At 47.4% G+C, this 18486-nt stretch carries 18 protein-coding genes and 2 pseudogenes; 12 read left to right on the forward strand and 8 right to left on the reverse strand.

The features are described 5' to 3' along the window. Nucleotides 1–992: PTS transporter subunit EIIC (locus tag V7126_RS21965; RefSeq protein WP_335499127.1), on the forward strand; the 992-nt coding region annotated here is incomplete at its 5' end. A gap of 59 nt (nt 993–1051) precedes the next feature. On the opposite strand, the gene V7126_RS21970 is transcribed toward V7126_RS21965, so the two are convergent. Both V7126_RS21970 and V7126_RS21975 read right to left on the reverse strand, forming a co-directional pair. Next, on the reverse strand, nt 1052–1444 hold the full coding sequence (locus V7126_RS21970; RefSeq protein ID WP_335499131.1) for a hypothetical protein: 393 nt from the start codon (nt 1442–1444) through the stop codon (nt 1052–1054). 156 nt (nt 1445–1600) lie between these two features. Then, nucleotides 1601–1936, reverse strand: a complete 336-nt coding sequence (locus V7126_RS21975) for a winged helix-turn-helix transcriptional regulator (RefSeq protein WP_175076884.1) — start codon at nt 1934–1936, stop codon at nt 1601–1603. A 233-nt stretch (nt 1937–2169) separates the two neighbouring features. Here V7126_RS21975 and V7126_RS21980 point away from each other — a divergent pair, with 233 nt between their 5' ends. From V7126_RS21980 to V7126_RS22000, 4 genes and pseudogenes are all read left to right on the forward strand, one after another. Beyond that, nucleotides 2170–2598 (forward strand): DoxX family protein, encoded by a 429-nt coding sequence (locus V7126_RS21980; protein WP_175076883.1) that lies wholly within the window; start codon nt 2170–2172, stop codon nt 2596–2598. 31 nt (nt 2599–2629) lie between these two features. Beyond that, nucleotides 2630–3493 (forward strand): VOC family protein, encoded by an 864-nt coding sequence (locus V7126_RS21985; RefSeq protein ID WP_175076882.1) that lies wholly within the window; start codon nt 2630–2632, stop codon nt 3491–3493. Between the two features lie 164 nt (nt 3494–3657). Continuing rightward, nucleotides 3658–5278 (forward strand): annotated as a pseudogene (locus tag V7126_RS21990) (glycoside hydrolase family 43 protein). Continuing rightward, nucleotides 5268–6809 (forward strand): glycoside hydrolase family 43 protein, encoded by a 1542-nt coding sequence (locus V7126_RS22000; protein ID WP_175076881.1) that lies wholly within the window; start codon nt 5268–5270, stop codon nt 6807–6809. The pseudogene V7126_RS21990 and the gene V7126_RS22000 overlap by 11 nt, the downstream one beginning before the upstream one ends. On the opposite strand, the gene V7126_RS22005 is transcribed toward V7126_RS22000, so the two are convergent. Next, entirely contained in the window at nt 6806–7651 is an 846-nt protein-coding gene (locus V7126_RS22005; protein ID WP_335499147.1) for an AraC family transcriptional regulator, read from the reverse strand. The two genes, V7126_RS22000 and V7126_RS22005, sit on opposite strands and share 4 nt — an antisense overlap. Before the next feature lie 55 nt (nt 7652–7706). Here V7126_RS22005 and V7126_RS22010 point away from each other — a divergent pair, with 55 nt between their 5' ends. Further along, nucleotides 7707–9179 (forward strand): extracellular solute-binding protein, encoded by a 1473-nt coding sequence (locus tag V7126_RS22010; protein ID WP_175076879.1) that lies wholly within the window; start codon nt 7707–7709, stop codon nt 9177–9179. Nucleotides 9180–9204: 25 nt separating this feature from the next. On the opposite strand, the gene V7126_RS22015 is transcribed toward V7126_RS22010, so the two are convergent. Then, complete coding sequence (locus V7126_RS22015; RefSeq protein ID WP_046130982.1) at nt 9205–9819, reverse strand: TetR family transcriptional regulator; 615 nt, start codon at nt 9817–9819, stop codon at nt 9205–9207. Further along, complete coding sequence (locus V7126_RS22020) at nt 9773–11041, reverse strand: MFS transporter (protein WP_046130981.1); 1269 nt, start codon at nt 11039–11041, stop codon at nt 9773–9775. Before V7126_RS22020 ends, V7126_RS22015 begins: the two co-directional genes overlap by 47 nt. A 161-nt stretch (nt 11042–11202) precedes the next feature. Between V7126_RS22020 and V7126_RS22025 the strand changes: the two genes are divergently transcribed. The 6 genes and pseudogenes from V7126_RS22025 to V7126_RS22050 all read left to right on the forward strand — a co-directional run bounded on the left by V7126_RS22025 (nt 11203) and on the right by V7126_RS22050 (nt 17362). Continuing rightward, entirely contained in the window at nt 11203–11790 is a 588-nt protein-coding gene (locus tag V7126_RS22025) for an NAD(P)H-dependent oxidoreductase (RefSeq protein ID WP_046130980.1), read from the forward strand. A gap of 2 nt (nt 11791–11792) precedes the next feature. Further along, on the forward strand, nt 11793–12413 hold the full coding sequence (locus V7126_RS22030) for an NUDIX hydrolase (protein ID WP_335499157.1): 621 nt from the start codon (nt 11793–11795) through the stop codon (nt 12411–12413). A 9-nt stretch (nt 12414–12422) separates the two neighbouring features. Continuing rightward, nucleotides 12423–12944, forward strand: coding sequence for a YfiT family bacillithiol transferase (locus V7126_RS22035; protein ID WP_046130978.1), 522 nt, complete (start codon nt 12423–12425; stop codon nt 12942–12944). A gap of 155 nt (nt 12945–13099) precedes the next feature. Then, on the forward strand, nt 13100–15652 hold the full coding sequence (gene mprF, locus V7126_RS22040) for a bifunctional lysylphosphatidylglycerol flippase/synthetase MprF (protein WP_046130977.1): 2553 nt from the start codon (nt 13100–13102) through the stop codon (nt 15650–15652). A gap of 136 nt (nt 15653–15788) precedes the next feature. Beyond that, nucleotides 15789–16675, forward strand: a pseudogene (locus V7126_RS22045) (PhzF family phenazine biosynthesis isomerase). 102 nt (nt 16676–16777) lie between these two features. Further along, the gene (locus V7126_RS22050; RefSeq protein ID WP_175076877.1) at nt 16778–17362 is read left to right on the forward strand and encodes a nitroreductase family protein; all 585 of its coding nucleotides are present in this window, start codon (nt 16778–16780) and stop codon (nt 17360–17362) included. 38 nt (nt 17363–17400) lie between these two features. On the opposite strand, the gene V7126_RS22055 is transcribed toward V7126_RS22050, so the two are convergent. The 3 genes from V7126_RS22055 to V7126_RS22065 all read right to left on the reverse strand — a co-directional run bounded on the left by V7126_RS22055 (nt 17401) and on the right by V7126_RS22065 (nt 18384). Further along, on the reverse strand, nt 17401–17595 hold the full coding sequence (locus tag V7126_RS22055; RefSeq protein ID WP_046130974.1) for a YfhD family protein: 195 nt from the start codon (nt 17593–17595) through the stop codon (nt 17401–17403). A gap of 71 nt (nt 17596–17666) precedes the next feature. Then, entirely contained in the window at nt 17667–17780 is a 114-nt protein-coding gene (locus V7126_RS22060) for a YfhE family protein (RefSeq protein ID WP_082094105.1), read from the reverse strand. Between the two features lie 64 nt (nt 17781–17844). After that, nucleotides 17845–18384: a GNAT family N-acetyltransferase gene (locus tag V7126_RS22065; protein WP_335499164.1), complete on the reverse strand. Its 540-nt coding sequence runs from the start codon at nt 18382–18384 to the stop codon at nt 17845–17847. Nucleotides 18385–18486: the final 102 nt, after the last annotated feature.

Genomic DNA, 18486 nt, shown 5'->3' on the forward strand with positions numbered 1-18486 from the left:
GTATTGCATCATTGCAAACGTTTCTCGTGGGGTCGGGCGCATTTGGCGTATGGGTCTACACATTTCTTGAAAGGGTCTTGATTCCGACGGGGCTTCATCATTTCATATACACGCCGTTTGTTTTCGGACCGGCCGTTGTTGAAGGCGGGATTGTCACCTATTGGGCCCAGCACCTCGGGGAGTTTTCAGCCAGTGCGCAGCCGCTGAAGGAGCTGTTTCCGCAGGGCGGGTTTGCGCTTCACGGAAACTCCAAGATCTTCGGAATTCTTGGAATCGCGCTTGCCATTTATGTGACAGCCAAAAAGGAAAAGAAAAAAATCGTAGCCGGCTTGTTGATTCCGATTACCTTGACGGCCATGATAGCCGGGATCACAGAACCGATTGAGTTTACCTTTTTATTCATCTCGCCTTTGCTGTTTTTGGTCCACAGCCTTTTAGCGGCTACAATGGCGACATTGATGTATGCTTGCGGAGTTGTCGGGAATATGGGCGGAGGTTTAATCGAAATCTTGACGCTCAACTGGATACCGCTCTTTCATTCGCATGGCAGCACTTATCTGTTTCAAATATTGATCGGCCTTTCCTTCTCAGTCATTTATTTCTTTGTATTCAGATTCCTGATTTTAAGAATGGACATCGCAACACCGGGGCGGGAAAAAGGTGAACAGCAGGAAACGAAGTTTTATACAAAACAAGATTTCAAGGCGAAGAAGCATTCAGAAAAAGAGGTTTCAGCGGGCAGGGAACACGAAGAAGATCAAGCGGTTCTTTGTATTCGCGCCCTCGGCGGAAAAGATAACATCGCGGAAGTGACGAATTGTGCGACACGTTTGAGGGTCAGCGTCTATGACGAATCAAAAGTGCAGCCGGACAACGAATTTAAAGCGCTGGGCGCCCACGGTGTGGTCAGGAACGGCAAAGCTTTGCAGATCATCATCGGCCTTTCGGTTCCTCAGGTAAGGGAAAGGGTGGAGAAGCTGCTGGACAGCTAAAAAAGAGCATGCTGCCTTTAAACATTTTGAGACAAGGCAGCTTTTTTATATGCCCGGTTTTAAGCATTAAACTTCAGTTTTTCTATATCGCGCTTACTGGCCGCAATTTCCTTTGTCATCTCATTCAGGTTGTGTTCGAAAAACGCGGTTCTTTGAAATAATTTATCGAACTTCTTTCCTGTATCAAGCTTAAAAGCGGACAGTTCTGCCTGGGTTTTCTCCTGCGCTTCTTTAAGCGCCCCGAGCATAGTAAAGACCTCGGTTCTAAAGTGATCAAAATGTTTTTGATGTGCCAGGGTTTTCACTTTAAAAGATGTAAATCCTTTTTTAAACGATGTGAGGTCTTTTTTGAGAGTGCTCATTTCGTCTTTAATTAAGATGAGTTCCTTTTTAAAAGGGTGAAGCTCTTCTCTGAATATGGTCCTGATGGTTTGTTCGAGTGCTGCGCTCATGTTTTCGCCTCCTTTCCGCCCTTTCACTATACCATGGATTGAAGTGCTGCAAAGGAGGGGAAAGGGAAGTTTTGCCGTTTGAAAACGCATAATTGACTATAGGAAAAACTGAACTGCAGCAAACAAAAAAGGCAATGCCCTGTCGGCATGCCTTTTTTAATGATTTTTTTCCTGAAGGTCTTCGATTTCGATCCATTTCTGCGACCAGTCTTCGATTTCTCTTAGCACGGGTTCAAGCGCTTGTCCTTTTTCGGTCAGGGAGTACTCAATCCGTACGGGGGTTTCGGGGTAAACGTGGCGATGGATGATACCTTCATGTTCAAGTTCTTTTAATCTTTCGGATAACAGCCTTCCGCTGATGGGAAGGGATGATTCTATATGACAAAACCGCTGCGGGCCGTTTAGGAGCTGGTGAATGATCAATCCGTTCCAGCGCTGACTTATCATTTTCATTCCTTTTTCAAATTTGGGACATAAAGATGATAGGCTCATGTTCCTCACCTCTCTAGGTATATTATAGCGATTTTCGAATAAATGAGCAAAGATCAGGAAATGTCTTGACGTAAGTATGTTATTTATATATACTAACTTACACAAAGTAAGTAACGAACAAAAAAAGGAGGATATTATTGTCATATCTGATGAGATGTTAATAGATTGATAGGATGGATGTTTGCCGGTGTTCAAGATTGCGGACTTAAAATAAAACCAAAAAGGAGATTATGATGAATAAAAAATACGAAATTGGTGCATTAATATTACGTCTAATTACAGGTTTTACGTTTTTCCTTCACGGATTGTCAAAGTTTCAAGGGGGAATTGAAAACACTGTCGGATTTTTCAGCAGTGTCGGGATTCCGGGCTTTCTTGCTTATATCGTAGCGATCATCGAGCTGGCGGGAGGAGCCTTGGTGATCCTTGGTCTTGGTACCCGGATTATCGGAGTTTTATTTGCCGTTGTCATGCTTGGAGCTATTTTCACAGTAAAGCTTTCCGCCGGGTTCATGGGAACTGACGGAGGCGCGGGCTATGAATTTGATGTCGCGCTTCTTGCAATGTCCGTTTCCCTTGCATTGAGCGGAAGCAGCATGCTGTCTTTGGACAGCTTGTTTCGCGCCAAACGGCAAGAAGATTTGTCTGAGAAATTGTCTTAAGAAAACAGCGCCGGAAAAGGAGGAAATGATAATGACTAAGCAGATACATCCGCATACAGAACTGGGCCATGTCAAGCTAAAGGTCAGCAATCTCGAAAGGTCCATCTCCTTTTACCGGGACGTGATCGGCTTACAAGTGTTAAAACGGAATGACAAGACGGCGGAGTTCACCGCCGACGGAATGCATCCGCTGCTTTTGATCGAAGAGATCCCAAATGCGGTGGTGCTCCCTGAAAGGTCTGCCGCGGGTCTTTATCATTTTGCTATTTTGCTGCCAAACCGCAAAGAGCTGGGCTTGGCTTTGAAAAACTTGCTTAGCTCAGGCTTTGAAATCGGCCAGGGGGATCACCTCGTCAGCGAGGCGCTGTATTTGTCAGATCCGGATCAAAACGGGATTGAAGTCTACAGGGACCGGCCGCGTGAAGGATGGAAGCGCGATGATGAGGGCAATTATGTGATGGGAACGGAGCCCGTTGATATAGCGGGGCTTCTGGAAGAAGCCGGTGACCGGGAATGGAAGGGGCTTCCCCCTGAAACAAAAATCGGCCATGTTCATTTTCACGTGAGGGACTTGAAAGAGGCAAGAGAGTTCTACCATTCTGTGCTCGGATTCGGCATATCCGGGGATTATCGGTTCATGTCAGCGCTTTTTGTCTCTGCGGGCGGCTATCACCACCATATCGGATTAAATGTGTGGGCCGGGCAGGGTGCTCCTTTTGCTCCGGCTGAAGCCGCCGGCATGGCTTATTATACGGTCCTTCTGCCGAATCAGGCCGAGCTTGAAAACACCCTTGAAAAACTGAAAAGCTCAGGGCATGCGCCCCGCCGAAAAGAGGGCGCATGGTTTGTGAAAGATCCGGCTTCAGGAGTCGATATCAGATTAACCGTTAAGTAAAGATGAAACGATTCGTTTCATCTTTTTTTATGCCGTAAACAATGACAAATACAGCAAAGAATGAGACAAAACAGACATCAATAACAAAGATTCGCGGTCAGGAGCTGTGCTAACATAAATGTACCAAATGCTTTTATTTGGAAAAATAAAAGGGGTGAGGATTGGTGGCAAAGCATCTGACCGGGAGTTTGCAGCAGCGGGCTGTCTGGAATCCCAACATCGGGAATGGGCGTTTTCGCAATCCTGTTCTGTTTATGGATTATTCAGATCCTGACATCGTGAGAAAAGGCAGCGATTTTTTTATGGCGGCTTCAAGTTTTTCTTGTTTTCCTGGTATTCCGATTTTGCATTCCCGTGATTTGGTGAATTGGAACATTATCGGCCATGTGTTTGATCAGCTTCCATTTGAAGTCTATAAAGAGCCGGCGCACGGAAAAGGGGCATGGGCGCCGAGCATTCGATACCATAACGGCGCTTTTTGGGTATACTTCGCCACCCCTGACGAAGGGATTTTTATGAGCAAAACAAAGGATCCGTTCCGCGGTTGGGAGCCTTTGGTTCATGTGAAAAAAACGAAGGGATGGATCGATCCGTGCCCGTTTTGGGATGATGACGGCCAAGCCTATTTGATACACGCTTATGCAAACAGCCGAATCGGCATTAAAAGCAAGATGAACCTGTGCAGAATGAAAAACGACGGAACGGCTTTAATAGACGACGGAAAAATCGTGTTTGACGGGGCGCTGAACCATCCGACAATCGAGGGGCCGAAGCTGTATAAGCGGGCCGGACTTTATTATATTTTCGCCCCGGCCGGCGGGGTGAAGGAAGGGTGGCAGACGGTTCTCCGCAGCAGGAGCATCTATGGTCCGTACGAAGACCGAATCGTCCTTCATCAAGGGAGCACGGACATTAACGGACCGCATCAGGGCGGTCTTGTCGATCTTGATTCAGGCGAATCGTGGTTTCTCCATTTTCAAGACCGCGCCGCATTCGGCAGGATCGTCCACCTTCAGCCTGTCAGCTGGGAAGACGGCTGGCCGCGGGTCGGGGAAGATATCGACAATGACGGCATCGGCGAGCCCGTTTTGGAGTGGGAGAAGCCGAACACGGAAAGCGAAGATGTACTTGAGCCCCATTGTCAAACAAGCGACGACTTTTCTTCAAAAAGCCTTGCCCTTCAATGGCAATGGCAGGCCAATCCAAAACGGGAGTGGTACTCTCTCCATGCCAGGCCGGAACACCTGCGCCTGTACAGCCGCCGATTGCCTGACCGATGGAAACTCGGCAGCATGCCGAACGTCATCATGCAGAAATTTCCGGGGCCAAGATTTACGGCGACGGCCAAACTGTCGTTATTCGCTTTATCAGAAACAATCCGCGCCGGGCTCGCCGTCATGGGAAAAGAGTATGCCTATCTCGCTTTTTCCAAATCTGAAAAAAGCGGGCATGTCATCGCTTTTTATAAAGGCAGCATTGCAGATGGAGCAGAGGATATCAAAACGGAAGAGCACGAGGGTTCCGAAAGCACGGTTTATCTCAGGGTGACAGCCGACGAAAAAGCGGTATGCCGATTCAGCTACAGCTTTGACGAGAGGCATTTCACGGCGATAGGCGAGGCATTTCACGGCGATAGGCGAGGCATTTCAAGCCGTCCAGGGATTCTGGATCGGCGCCAAGGTGGGAATGTTTTGCGCAGATGCCGGAACAGCCGGGCCTGAGGGTTATGGCGATATCGATTGGTTTATCGTTGAACAGAAGGGAGCCTGCCGGAATGAAGGATAACAAGACGTATACAAATCCTGTACTGACAGGTTTTCATCCTGATCCGTCGATTATCAGGGTCGGCGACGACTACTATATGGCGAACTCCACCTTTCAGTATTTTCCGGCGATTGCGATTTCCCATTCTAAAGATTTGGTGCATTGGCGCATCATCGGCCACGGCATTACCGAAGGTTTGGACCTTTCTGATATTAAAGATTCCCACGGCATATGGGCGCCCGATTTATCGTATCATGACGGAACCTTCTACATTTTCGCGACTTTCAGGCTGAACGGGCCGACTATGATCAACAGAAAAAAGCTGATCCGCAGGCAGATCATGATCAAGTCAGACCGTCCGGAAGGCCCTTATACAAAGCCGGTATTCATCGATGAAGGCAGCGGTATCGATCCTTCCCATTTTGTCGATGATGACGGAAAACACTATATGCTGCTTAGTCCGGCATGCACGCTTTTTCCGCTAAATGACGAATGTACAGAAATCACAGGCGCGCCGTCGCTGATTTGGGAAGGGACGGGCAGAAGGGCGCCGGAAGGGCCCCATCTCCTCAAAACAAATGGATACTATTATGCCATTTTGGCAGAAGGAGGAACAGGCTATTCCCATTCGATCACGATCGCGCGCTCCAAGCATTTATACGGTCCATATGAGCCGTGTCCGCATAATCCGATTTTGACGCAAGCAAATCCCGATGCCCTTTTGCAGCGGGCAGGCCACGGCAAGCTCGTCAAAACGCAAAACGGCGAATGGTGGGCGGTATACCTGTGCGGCCGACCGAATGAAGGTAACTTCACAACCGTCGGCAGAGAAACCGCCTTGGACCCCGTGCAATGGGGAGAAGACGATTGGTTTGTCATCAACAATTTACGCGGTCCGAGCACGATCCAGGCTGCCCCGAACCTTCCGGAAGTCAAATGGGAGGAAAAGGATTTCGATGATTTTCTTGATGATTCGCTTGATTTACAGTGGCAGTTTGTCAGGAATCCAGACCATTCCGGCTGGTCTTTAACGGAAAAGCCGGGTTTCCTCAGGCTCTGGACAGGTGATGCTGATCTACGCGAAATAAAAGCGAAAAATACGATCGTCAGAAGGGAAAAACACCACCAGTACAGCGCTGTGCTGAAGCTCTGCTTTGCGCCGTCGAAAAACGGGGAACAGGCGGGGCTCACCTGTTATTACAGCACGAAAAACTACTTGAAATGCTGCCTCATTTACGAGGACCGTTTGAAGGTCAAAGTGATTGAAAACCGAAACGGCGTTCAGAAAACGCTGGGCGAAAAAAACGTCAAGGAAGGGCCGATATATGTAAAAGCCGTCATCAATAAACAGACGAGGAATTTTTACTACAGCTATGAAGAAAAGCATTGGCACCATGCAGGCGGCACGGAAGACGCCACCTTTTTAAGCGATGAAGGCGCCCGCGATGAAAAAGGCCATACGGGGACAATGGTCGGGATGTATGCGAATAACGGCGGAAGCAAAAGGAGGATACCCGCTGACTTTGACTGGTTCCGCTATACGGCTTTTTAATAATCTCTGCTCTTTTTCCGGTACTGCAGCGGCGGGATGCCGACGATGTCTTTAAATACCTTGTTGAAGTGGCTGATATGCTTGAAACCGGTTTTTTCGGCTATGCTCAACATCTTCTCATCCGTATCGCGAAGGTATTTTTTCGCCTCCCGGATTCTGATGTGCCGGGTATATTCATGAAGATGAAAGCCCGTGACTTTTTTAAACGCCCTGCTTAAATAGGAAGGGCTGATGTAAAACCGTTGGGCCAATCCGTTCAGCGTAATCGTTTCATGAAAGCGCCCGTTGATGTATGATGCGATTTCCGATATTTTTTCGTGCATCGGATGAAGCTTCGGCTCATCTTTTTGGCCGCCGCTTTTGAGGGAGCGGTAAATGCTGAACAGCAATTGAAACAATAAAGCCCTGATGACATCCTCATACCCGTCTTTATTGAGCCTGCACTCCCGTTTCATGTCCAAAAGAAGCTGTTCGACAGATGTTTGTTCTCTCAGCGGAAACGAGATGCAGTTTGTATGCTCAGGAAACGGAAGCAGCCGGTGTTTGCTGCATGCGAGAAGCGGCTTGATGAAATCGTGCGAAAAATTGACCAAAATCCGCTCGAATTCCTGAACTTCCGTACTTGACGTTCTGTGCACGTCATGGGGATTGATGAAGATCATACTGCCTTTTTCGGCGGTATATACCTTTTGGTTAATAAAATAGGTTCGTTCGCCGTTCAGCAAATAATACAATTCATAGCCTTCATGGCCATGCGGTTTATTCATTTCGGTAAAACCTTTTCTTTGCATGTACTGAATCGAAAAAGAACGCTCATCAATGTAATATTTGGGGTGAAGCATGGCGGACATTTCTCCTTTTTGAAAGCGTTATCTTTTTAGAAACGGGAGGGACAGCATGTACAGATTGTTTTGTTTAATGTTGTTGTTCGCATTTACAGCCGGCTGCGCAAATGATGAAAAAGCGGCGACAGTAGAGGGGGCTGCGCTTACAATCGACTGGCTGGTTCCGCTTCATACCCCGCAGCCGCCGAAAGGCGAAGCGCTTGCTGTGATTGAAGAAAAGACGAATACGAAGCTTGACCTCATTTGGGTTCCGGACTCGACAAAGGAAGAACGCCTCAGTGCTGTGCTTGCCGGCGGGAACATGCCTAAAATCATCACGCTGCCGGACCTTGACGACTCCGCAGCCGTAAATGCTTTGCGATCGGGAATGTTTTGGGAAATCGGTCCGTTTTTGAAAGACTATCCGAATTTAAAAAAATTGGATAAAACCATTTTAAAAAATATCTCGATTGATGGCAAAGTTTACGGGATTTATAGAGAACGGCCGCTGGCGAGACAGGGCGTCGTCATCCGCAAAGACTGGCTCGACAATCTCGGGCTGGACACGCCGGAGACGGCGGAGGATCTATACAGCATTGCCAAAGCGTTCACAGAACAGGATCCTGACCAAAATGGCAAGGACGATACGATCGGCCTTGCGGACCGCAATGATTTGGAATTCGGGGCTTTTAAAACGGCGGCATCGTATTTCGGGGCCCCGAATAAATGGGGACAGACCCAAGACGGCAACTTGTTTCCCGATTTTCAAAGCGGCGCATACTTGGAAGCGATGAAGTGGATGAGAAGAATTTACGACGAAGGGCTGATGAATCGGGATTTTGCGGTGACAAGCAAAACACAGCAGCAGGACTTGGTGATCCAGGGAAAAGCGGGAATATATATCGGAACGATGAGCGATGCGATGAATTTGCGCGATCAAGGCTTGAGCTTGAATTCTGACTTTGAGCTTGATATCGCAAACCGCATCAAAGGCCCGGACGGCAAGGAGCAAACATGGGCGCTCGGCGGCCACGGCGGCCTCTTTGCCATTTCAAAGTCAAGCGTCAAAACGGAAAAAGGGGTTAAACAGATCCTTGCGTTTTTTGACCGAATCGCTGAAGAGGATCTTAACAATTTAATGCTATACGGCATTGAAGGCGTTCACTATGAAAAAAAGGGAGATCAACACTACGTTCGAAAACACGAAAACTATCATCGGTGGGAGGCGGACATTCAGCCGCTGCAGCAGCTGATCGGCGTGAACAAGCAGGCCTTGAAAAGCGCCGAAGACCCGCTGCGCGCCAAACAAGAGAAGCTGGAAAAAGACAACAGGGAGATTGCTGTTCTCAATCCGGCTGAGCCATTGTACTCCGCAACGCAAATGGACAGAGGGACGGAATTAAAAAAGATCATCGATGATGCGACATTTCGATTTATTCTTGGTGAAATTGACGATAAAGGCTTTGAGGAAGCCGTCAAGAAATGGGAAAGCCAAGGCGGAAAAAAGATCATCGAAGAGTTAAATGAAGATGCCAAAAAATCATAAAAGCCCCTGGGAAAGGGGCTCTCCATCACCGGACTTGAAGAACGGATGTTAAATAGTGCTTCAATGCTTCGATCTGTCCCAGTGCATCGGCTTCAGCCTTTCCTAAATAAATCGTCTGCATGACGATGGCGTCATTCATGTTCATGAAAAACTTTGTAATCGTTTCGACCGGCTGAAGCGGATCAAATTCGCCATTGTCTGCGCCTTTCTGCAAAAGCCCGGTGAAATGAGCGGCAAACGTTTCATACCTTTTGATAAGGTACGTTTTCCGTGAACCGTTCCGCCAGCTTGTAAAGAAATATTCAAATTGGACGGCTGCAAACGAATCCGCAATCTCATCCAGCCCTTCTTTAAAATCATCGATATACGAGAGAATGATGCTCCATACGCTTTCATCAGACCTTGAGCGTTCCTGCAAATCTTTCAAAAAAACGTCAAGATGCTTTTCAATGATGTGTTTGAACATGTCTTCGGTGCTTGAAAAATAAAGATACACGCCCCCGCGGCTGAAGCCTGATTCTTCAACGACGTCTTTCATCGTCGTCATCTCAAAGCCTTTACGCTTAAACACACGTTCCGCAGCTTTTAAAATCTCAGCCTTCCGTCTGTCTTTCTGTTCCTGTGTGATTTTCGGTGACAATCGTTGTCCCCCTTCCTTTGGATAACATGATAACCGCCGCCCCCAGGACTGCCAGCAGGCTTCCGGAGAAGATGAATGCGTTTTTGACGCCGGCCCATTCTGCAAGAAGGCCTCCGCAGCCCATTCCCGCCACAGACCCAAAAGTGGTCGCGCTTTGTATGGTCCCGAAGATGCGCCCGGTGTATGAAGCCGGAACGGTTTGCTGGGCGAGGATATGAAAAGGAATGTATACGAGGGAAAATCCAGCCCCTGCAAAGAAAAAAACGGTTAAAAATAACACGTGCAGCCATTCGCCGGCGAGACCGGCGATAAACGGTGCGCTTCCGATCGAAATCCCGAGCATCATCGAGCCGCCGATAAAAAAGCGTAAAAACGACCGGATCACAATTTTGCCGAGGAAAGCAGTCGTTAAAAGCATTCCTGCCCCGCTTGCCGACATACAAGTTCCGATCAATTCGGCAGGGGCCCCCGGGAGCTCCCGAACGAGCACGACGATTTGTGAATCCGCGATTTGCAGCACCAATATGACAAAGAAGGATACAGTCAAGCCGGTGAAAAGCAATCGGTTTTTCTGAATGAAGACGATCCCTTGTGTAAAATCCTCAATCAGCCGGACGGGGGATTTCAGCCTGCCCGATCTTCGCTCAAGATAGGGATCTTTCGGCAAAGCGAAAAGGAGAAGGCCTGACAGGAGAAACAATGCCGCATTGACGTAAAAGGAGACATGGATGCTAAAGGCTGCGATCAATCCCCCAGCTATCGCAGGCCCGATGATTTTGCTCCCGTTATCGATCATTCCGCTGACAGAAACGGCTTTCTGCATGTGCGGTTCAGAAACGATTTCTTTTAATTTACCATTTTTAGCAGGAACGAAAAAAGAAGAAAATGAGCTTAGAAGAAATAATAAGACGTAAAGGCTCCATATTGATTCGGCAAATAACATCAAAAAAGCCGTGCACGACCGTCCGATTTCAGAGGTGATCATGATCGTTTTCCGATTATAGCGATCTGCCAGCACCCCCGCGAACGGCGTGATGCCGATCACAGGAACGGCAAAACACATCATCAATGCCGACATTTCCAAAGGAGACGCCTGAAATTGAAACCCGGCCAAACTTAAAACCGCCAATACCTGAATCCAATCGCCAAAGCTTGAAAGAATTTGAGACCCCATCAGTATGAAGAAAGGTCTGTTTAGAGCCAATCTGTTTTCAGCGTTCATATGTCCTCCTTACAAAAACGACACATGTGTCGTTTTTGTTCTATTTTACCAAACGCTTTATGGAAAAACATCAGTTTTTTGGAATATAGGGTCAATTTCTTTAAAACATGTTAAATAAACAATATAATTCCATAAAGAAGAACATAAAGGAGGAACTTAAGATGGAGGTTGCCGTCATATACGCACATCCCAATCCAAACAGTTTTAACGGAGCGATTTTGAACGAGGTGAAAAAAGCGCTTGAGGACGGAAACCATTCTTATACGGTCATCGATCTGTACAAAGAGCGTTTTGACCCGGTCCTTGTATTCAATGAAAAGAAACGGCGGTCTGACATGAAGGACGACCCTGAAACGGCGGAATACCGGAAGATTATGAAAAACGCAGATCACCTCATCTTGATTTACCCGTTGTGGTGGGGCGGAATGCCGGCGATTTTAAAAGGGTTCATCGATCGAGTATTTGTCGCCGGTGAAGCCTATACTTATGAAGGAAAGCTGCCGAAAGGACTGCTTAAGGCGCGCACGGCTTCGGTTTATTACACGGCTGACGCACCCGGCTGGTATCTGCGGTTTTGGCGGCGGGATGCCGATTGGATTACCGTAAAAGACAACATCTTGAAATTTTGCGGCGTTCGGCGTGTCAGACGTTTTTTATTTCCGCAAGTGAAAGACAGCACAGTTGAAAAACGAAAAAAATGGCTTGATCGCATATATCGGTCGGCAGCCTTTTCATCTAAAGGGGGATGATGATGGAAAAGCATACGAAATGGCTTGATTGGGCCAAGGAAATACAGGCGCTTTCACAAGCCGGGCTCACGTATACAAAAGACGATTTTGACAAGGAGCGCTTTCTGCGTCTTCGCGAGATCAGCTGCGAAATCATCGCTGAGTACACAGAGGCCGATTTTTCGAAAGTAAAAAAGCTGTTTGCCGGCGAATCAGGTTACCAAACGCCAAAAGTAGATGTCCGCGCCGTCATATTCAAAGCGGATCGCCTCCTACTCGTACAGGAAAAAGCGGACGGCAAATGGGCGCTTCCCGGCGGATGGGCAGATATCGCCCTGACGCCGAAGGAGACCGCCGTTAAAGAAGTGTTTGAAGAAACAGGCTTTAAGGCTGAAGCCGGAAAACTTTTGGCCGTCATGGATAAAAAACGCCACAACCATCCGCCTTCAGCTTACCATGTCTACAAAATGTTTATCGCCTGTGATATTGTTGGAGGGAAGGCAGCCGCGGGAACGGAAACGAAAAACCTCGGTTTTTTCTCATTGGAAGATCTGCCTGACTTATCAGAAGCAAGAAATACGTACGCTCAGATCAAATTTCTTTTTCAAGAAAAAAACGGTTCCGATCAGGTGTACTGTGACTAAAAGGGGGCAATTTCACTGGAAGATTTAAGATATCCAATCGGAACATTTCAAGCTCCGCACCAAGCGGATAAACAAGAGCGCGCTGATTTGATCAGAGCACTGAAACAAGCGCCCGCTATGCTGAAGGAAGCCGTATCAGGTCTGAATGACACGCAGCTTGATACGCCTTACCGAACGGGAGGATGGACGGTTCGCCAAGTCGTCTTCCATGTAGCCGACAGCCATTTGAACGGTTATATTCGCTGCAAGCTGGCACTGACAGAGGAAACGCCGCTCATTCGGCCGTACGATGAGCAAAAATGGGCGGGACTGGCCGATTCCCTTACATTCGATCCACAATTGGCAATAGAGCTTTTAGAGCCGCTTCACAACCGCTGGGCAGCTCTATTTGAAGCGCTGACAGATGCGGATTACGAAAAAGCGTATTTACACCCGGACACCGGGGAGGAGATCAGCCTCCATCATGCGCTTGCCCTTTATGTTTGGCATTCGAAACACCATACTGCCCATATCACGTCGCTTCGGGAATGAACGGGGTGGATCTAGCAATGGAACGCGCACTCGGCGCGTTTTTTTGCTTGACTGTCTGATTTCCCGGCGGGTTGTTAAAACTGTGAAAAGAAGATGTTTTAAAATAAGAAGACGAGGGAATTGATTGAAACGTACGATAGAGAGAAGAGGTATTCATGAAAAAAAATGCGCTTTCTGTCTTAAGAATCATATTGCCGGCAGCCGTACTTCTGCTGGTCGTTTATCAGGCCAGAAAAGAGCTCGCCGGGCTGTCCGTCAAAGAGACCTTTCTGATTATAAACAATGTCGAAAGAAGCAATCTGTTCATATTGGTTTTTATCGGCCTTATGGCCGTTCTTGCCATGTCTTTATACGATTTTGTGCTAGTCCGTTCTCTCGGGATGAAGATTTCCAGGTGGAAAACGGTCAGAGTGTCATGGATCGCCAATTCGTTCAACAATGTTCTTGGATTCGGCGGCCTGTCAGGCGCCGGTTTACGAACGATTCTTTATAAAGAGCATGTCAGTGATGTCAAGCTGCTGATCAAAGGAATCGCAACGCTTGCAACCTCAGTTCTTCTCGGACTGTCCGTTCTCAGCATGTTCGTCCTCATCGGACTGCTGTCTCCGGGAAAACTGCTTTTTGAAAAGACGTGGCTTTTCCTTGGTGTCATCGGAATGGCGCTGATCGTTCCCGTCCTCATCATCTTTTTGATCGTCAAAAGGAAGAGGGGCGGGTCCATAGAAAAAGGTTTGAGACCTTCTGTCTTTTTTTCATATTTGGGTGCATCTGTCTGTGAATGGATTGCGGCAGGGCTGGTTATGTATTTCTCGCTCATCACCTTGGGAATAGACCTTGACGCTAAAAAGGTCCTCGGCGTTTTTGCGATCGCTTCCGTCGCTGGAATGATCAGCCTTGTCCCTGGCGGGTTCGGCTCATTTGATTTGCTTTTTTTAGTCGGTATGAATCAATTCGGCGTCGATAATGAAATTATCCTGACAGCGATTGTTCTTTACAGGCTTGCCTACTCGTTTATTCCTTTTGGGTTCGGCCTTCTTTTTGCGGCGGCGGACATGACGGGGAATACGATAAAAAAGCTTGAAGAAAAGCCGATTATTGCACCGGCAATAGAGACGACCAACATTCTGCTGGTCTTGCACAGAGCTTTGCTGTTCCGTTTGCTGAACGGCTCGCTTGCCGTAATTTCATTTTGCTGCGGAGCGATTATTCTGGCGTCTGCCGCCCTCCCGATCGACAGGAGCACGCTCATTACGGATATTCCCCGCCATATGCTGACGGTATTGAACGGCCTTTCCATCAGCTTTGGTTTGATTTTATTGATCGTCCCGCTTGAGCTCTATAAGAGGACAAAGCGTTCCTTGTATTTGGCCTTGACAGCTTTGGCATTTGCTTTTGTGTTCAGCATTTTGAAAGGTTTTAATATCAGCGCGGTATTTATCACGCCGATCGTGTTCATCCTGCTTATTTTGCTGCGGCGGCAGTTTACGAGGGAGCGGTCTGTATATACCTTTTTACAAATGGCGTGGGCCGCGTTTATTTACCTTTTTGCCCTTTGGAACTACAATATCATCGCCTCCATCATGTGGGAGAGGCTCGGTCATGTGGTCGTAAAAGACTATTACATCCACAGCGAACAGCATGTCGATTATGCGACAGTGTTTGCTTTATTGTTTGTTCCGATGTTTTGCGCCATTTTTATTTGGCTGTTCAACAGAAAGGTTAACCCGATCGGTGAAGAGCCGGACTTTGAAAAGCTGGAGCAATTTTTAAATGAAAAAGGCGGAAACGCTTTGAGCCATTTAGGCTTTTTGGGAGATAAGCGGTTTTTCTATTCGAGCGACGGCAATGCGCTGATTCAATTTGCGAAAATCGGCCAGCGTCTCGTTGTTCTCGGCGATCCTTCCGGCCAAAAGGAATCCTTTCCACTCATTTTGCAGGAATTCCTTCATTTGGCCGACCAAAAAGGCTACCTCGTGATTTTCTACCAGATTGAGCGGGAGGATATGGCGCTCTATCACGATTTCGGCTACCGTTTCTTTAAGCTTGGCGAAGAGGCGATCGTCGATCTCAACACCTTTACGATTAAAGGAAAAAAACGGGCCGGTTTAAGGGCGATATACAACCGCTTTGAACGGGAAGGGTATACGTTCCACGTCGAACAGCCGCCGTTTTCCAAAGATTTTCTCAATCAGCTGCGGAACGTATCTGATGAGTGGCTGGGACGAAAAAAGGAAAAAGGATTTTCGCTCGGTTATTTTAAGGAAGAGTATTTGCAAAAGGCGCCGATCGCTGTATTAAAAGATGAAGACGGCGAGATCGTCGCATTTATGAATATCATGCCGATGTACCAGGAAGGAGAGATTTCCATCGACTTGATGCGTTATTCCCACAATGCGCCGAAAGGCATCATGGATGCGCTGTTTATCCACTTGTTTCAATGGGCGCAAGAGCAGGGCTATACCGCATTTAACATGGGAATGGCCCCGTTATCAAACGTCGGCACATCCTTTCAGTCATTTTGGACGGAGCGGCTCGCCGCCGTGATATTCAACAATGTCAGCTATTTATACAGCTTCAGCGGCCTCCGCTCGTTCAAAGAAAAATACAAACCGGAATGGCGCGGAAAATATTTAGCCTACAGAAAAAACAGATCGCTGCCGGCCTCTATGTTTCTCGTCACAAGGCTGATCGGGAGACGGGAGAAGTGATGGGCTGTCTTTTTGTTAAAAGACAGCCTTATTTGTATAACATGAATTTCATTTTCGAAAATCAATTTTTCCGAAGTTTCAAAAAACCATCACTCCCCTTATAATGAAAAGAAACCGCGAAACAAGGGGGATACACATGAAACAAGTCGAAGTACTCAGGTATGATGCATTTTCAAAGGAGCCGAATAAAGGAAATCCGGCGGGGATCGCGTTGGAAGGGAGTCGTTTGGCCGACGAAGAGATGCAGCTGATTGCAAAGAAAGCAGGATATAATGAAACTTCATTTTTGCTGCCGAGCAAGTCGGCTGACCTTCGCCTCCGCTATTTCACGCCCGGACACGAAATGAATTTATGCGGCCATGCGACCGTTGCTACCCTTTATGCGCTCTATGAAAAAGGCGGGATTGGACCAGGAGCAGAGCTGAAGGTAGAGACAAAGGCCGGCATTTTGACCGTTAAGACGGGTTATGCCGATGAGGGAAGCATTTTTTTGTGACGCTGGAGCAGGCGCCGCCGAGCTTTCGTCCGTTTGCGGGAGACAGGGCCAGGCTGGCTGAAGCACTCGGCATCACTGAAGCGGATTTCCACGATTCATTGCCCATCGTTTACGGAAGCACCGGGACTTGGACGCTGCTGGTACCCGTTCAGAATTTGGCGGCATGCCGTAAGATGCAGCCGAAAAATTCCGAATTCCCTGCTATTTTAACGGACATGCCCCGCGCTTCTGTCCATCCGTTCTCTTTGGAGACGATCCACCGTGACAGCCATCTTCACGGCCGGCATTTTTCTTCGCCGTATTCCGGGACGATTGAGGATCCCGTTACCGGAACGGCTTCAGGTGTAATGGGAGCCTATATGAAAACGTACGGTAAAGCCGATCAAAATGTATTTTTGATCGAACAGGGGCAGGAAATCGGCAAAGACGGGAAGGTGAAAATCGAAATTTTTGAAGAAAACGGCGAGATGAAGGCGGAAATGACGGGAACGGCCGTTTTTGCGGAAAAGCAAATCATCGACATTTGAAACCGCCGCTTCTGTTCTGAATGAATGGATTATCGTTGAAAACGGGAAAATAAACCTTTATAATCAACAATGATAATCATTTTCATTTGAGGAGGCGCTGATATGAGCGATATCTTGCAGTCTGAAAAAGGCAGCATTCGTAAAACGATAAGAAATAGAAGAACGATTCGGAAATTTAAAAGCGATCCGGTGCCTAAAGAAGTTGTCCTTGAGCTGCTGGAAGACGCGGTTTATGCGCCAAATCACAAGCTGACGGAGCCGTGGCGGTTTATTTATGTCGGAACAGAAAGCGGAAAGCAGAAGCATGCCGACAATTTAGATAAGGCATTCCAAGAGATTAAGCCTGATAGGTCTGAAGAACAAGTCAAAAAATTCAGGGACCATATCATGAGTGTTCCGGCTTTTCTCTTTGTCATTTTGAAGGAAGACGAAAATGAACGGGTCAGAAATGACGACTTCGCAGCCGTCAGCTGTTTGATTCAAAACCTTCAGCTTCTCGCCTGGGAAAAAGGGATCGGGATGGTGTGGAAAAGCGGACAGGTGCTTTATAACCGAACGCTTCAGCAATTAATGGGGCTTGACAGCAATGAACGGTTTGCTGCGATTTTGCAGATCGGCTATCCGGCGGAAATTCCTAAAGCGCAAACAAGGACGCCCGCAAAGCAGCTTCTTTCGGAGCTTTCTTAAAGAAGAAAGCCCTGCAAACAGGGCTTTCGAAATGAATGCTACTTTGACTGCCGCTCTTTGGCGCGTTTGTCAGCCGCTTCCATGCGGCTTTGAGCTTCGCGGTCATCCTGATCGGCAAGCTCAGCAGAATATTCCTCATAAACGCCGTCAGTTTCTTTTTTATACTGATCAGGCACTTGAGGAAGCTTTTGTTTATTTTTGTCGCGGTTTTTGTGGATTGAATTTCTGCCCATTCTCACATCACCCCTAAGTCATTAATCAGCCGGACAATGTTATTGTTGGCTGATCAGACTGCCGCTATGCATTATGATTTTTCATCGGCGGCCCGCTTTGCTCTTTTAAATTCCCGCTGATACATGACTTCCTGCGTTTTGGTCAAGGTCGTTTTCATTTGATCACGCTTTTTCTTTTCAGCCATTTTTAAAGCCTCCTAAACATCAGATTATTCACAGGCTGTCCGTTTTGGAGGCATTTATACAATGTTACGCTTCTTTTAAGCGGAGGCTTTCGTCTTCAAACGTCCGCAGGCTGTGCAATGTGTAAAGATCTTTCGGGATTTCAAACAAATGAAATGCATCGCTGTCCCCGCCGTTCAGCCTGCCGGGATCAGCTAGAGCCGCGTATGGCAGCTTTTCGGCGGCTTTGAGGGAGCGTATGTTTGTTTTTCTGATTTTCATAAATACCGTCTCAACGTTTTTTTCATAAAAAAGCTCGCAGAAAAACGCGTTTTTTGCCCGCTGATTATAGCCTTTTCCGTGGTAAGGCTTCCCGAGCCACGTTCCTAAAAATCCCGTATTTCCTTTTATTTCATATAAACTGATGCAGCCGATCGGATTCTCCCATTCGTCGAGAATCGTGCGGGAGATCAGTTTTCCCTGTTCTTCCTTTTCGATGATGTTCTTCACATGAAACATATACTCTTCAATGGTCTCCGTTTTATTCCGGACAAAAGGAAATACTTCCGGATGTTTCACAAGATCAAAAAGTGCATGGCAGTCGGCCATTTCACGTTTTTTCAGCATGGCAGCCCCTCCTTGAGGGCGGCTTTCCTTCATCAAAAAGATGCTGCTCCACCCTCGAAATTTTTTAATCAAATATGTCTTGCCCATCCATTAAAAAATTCG

It is taken from the genome of Bacillus sp. JJ675, from assembly GCF_036963165.1.
In the GTDB taxonomy this organism is placed as follows: domain Bacteria; phylum Bacillota; class Bacilli; order Bacillales; family Bacillaceae; genus Bacillus; species Bacillus glycinifermentans.

Coding starts and splice junctions, on each gene's coding strand:
- V7126_RS21970 (WP_335499131.1), bottom strand. CDS start 1,444: ATGAGCGCAGCACTCGAACAAACCATCAGGACCATATTCAGAGAAGAG.
- V7126_RS21975 (WP_175076884.1), bottom strand. CDS start 1,936: ATGAGCCTATCATCTTTATGTCCCAAATTTGAAAAAGGAATGAAAATG.
- V7126_RS21980 (WP_175076883.1), top strand. CDS start 2,170: ATGAATAAAAAATACGAAATTGGTGCATTAATATTACGTCTAATTACA.
- V7126_RS21985 (WP_175076882.1), top strand. CDS start 2,630: ATGACTAAGCAGATACATCCGCATACAGAACTGGGCCATGTCAAGCTA.
- V7126_RS22000 (WP_175076881.1), top strand. CDS start 5,268: ATGAAGGATAACAAGACGTATACAAATCCTGTACTGACAGGTTTTCAT.
- V7126_RS22005 (WP_335499147.1), bottom strand. CDS start 7,651: ATGCTTCACCCCAAATATTACATTGATGAGCGTTCTTTTTCGATTCAG.
- V7126_RS22010 (WP_175076879.1), top strand. CDS start 7,707: ATGTACAGATTGTTTTGTTTAATGTTGTTGTTCGCATTTACAGCCGGC.
- V7126_RS22020 (WP_046130981.1), bottom strand. CDS start 11,041: ATGAACGCTGAAAACAGATTGGCTCTAAACAGACCTTTCTTCATACTG.
- V7126_RS22025 (WP_046130980.1), top strand. CDS start 11,203: ATGGAGGTTGCCGTCATATACGCACATCCCAATCCAAACAGTTTTAAC.
- V7126_RS22030 (WP_335499157.1), top strand. CDS start 11,793: ATGGAAAAGCATACGAAATGGCTTGATTGGGCCAAGGAAATACAGGCG.
- mprF (WP_046130977.1), top strand. CDS start 13,100: ATGAAAAAAAATGCGCTTTCTGTCTTAAGAATCATATTGCCGGCAGCC.
- V7126_RS22050 (WP_175076877.1), top strand. CDS start 16,778: ATGAGCGATATCTTGCAGTCTGAAAAAGGCAGCATTCGTAAAACGATA.
- V7126_RS22055 (WP_046130974.1), bottom strand. CDS start 17,595: ATGGGCAGAAATTCAATCCACAAAAACCGCGACAAAAATAAACAAAAG.
- V7126_RS22060 (WP_082094105.1), bottom strand. CDS start 17,780: ATGGCTGAAAAGAAAAAGCGTGATCAAATGAAAACGACCTTGACCAAA.
- V7126_RS22065 (WP_335499164.1), bottom strand. CDS start 18,384: ATGCTGAAAAAACGTGAAATGGCCGACTGCCATGCACTTTTTGATCTT.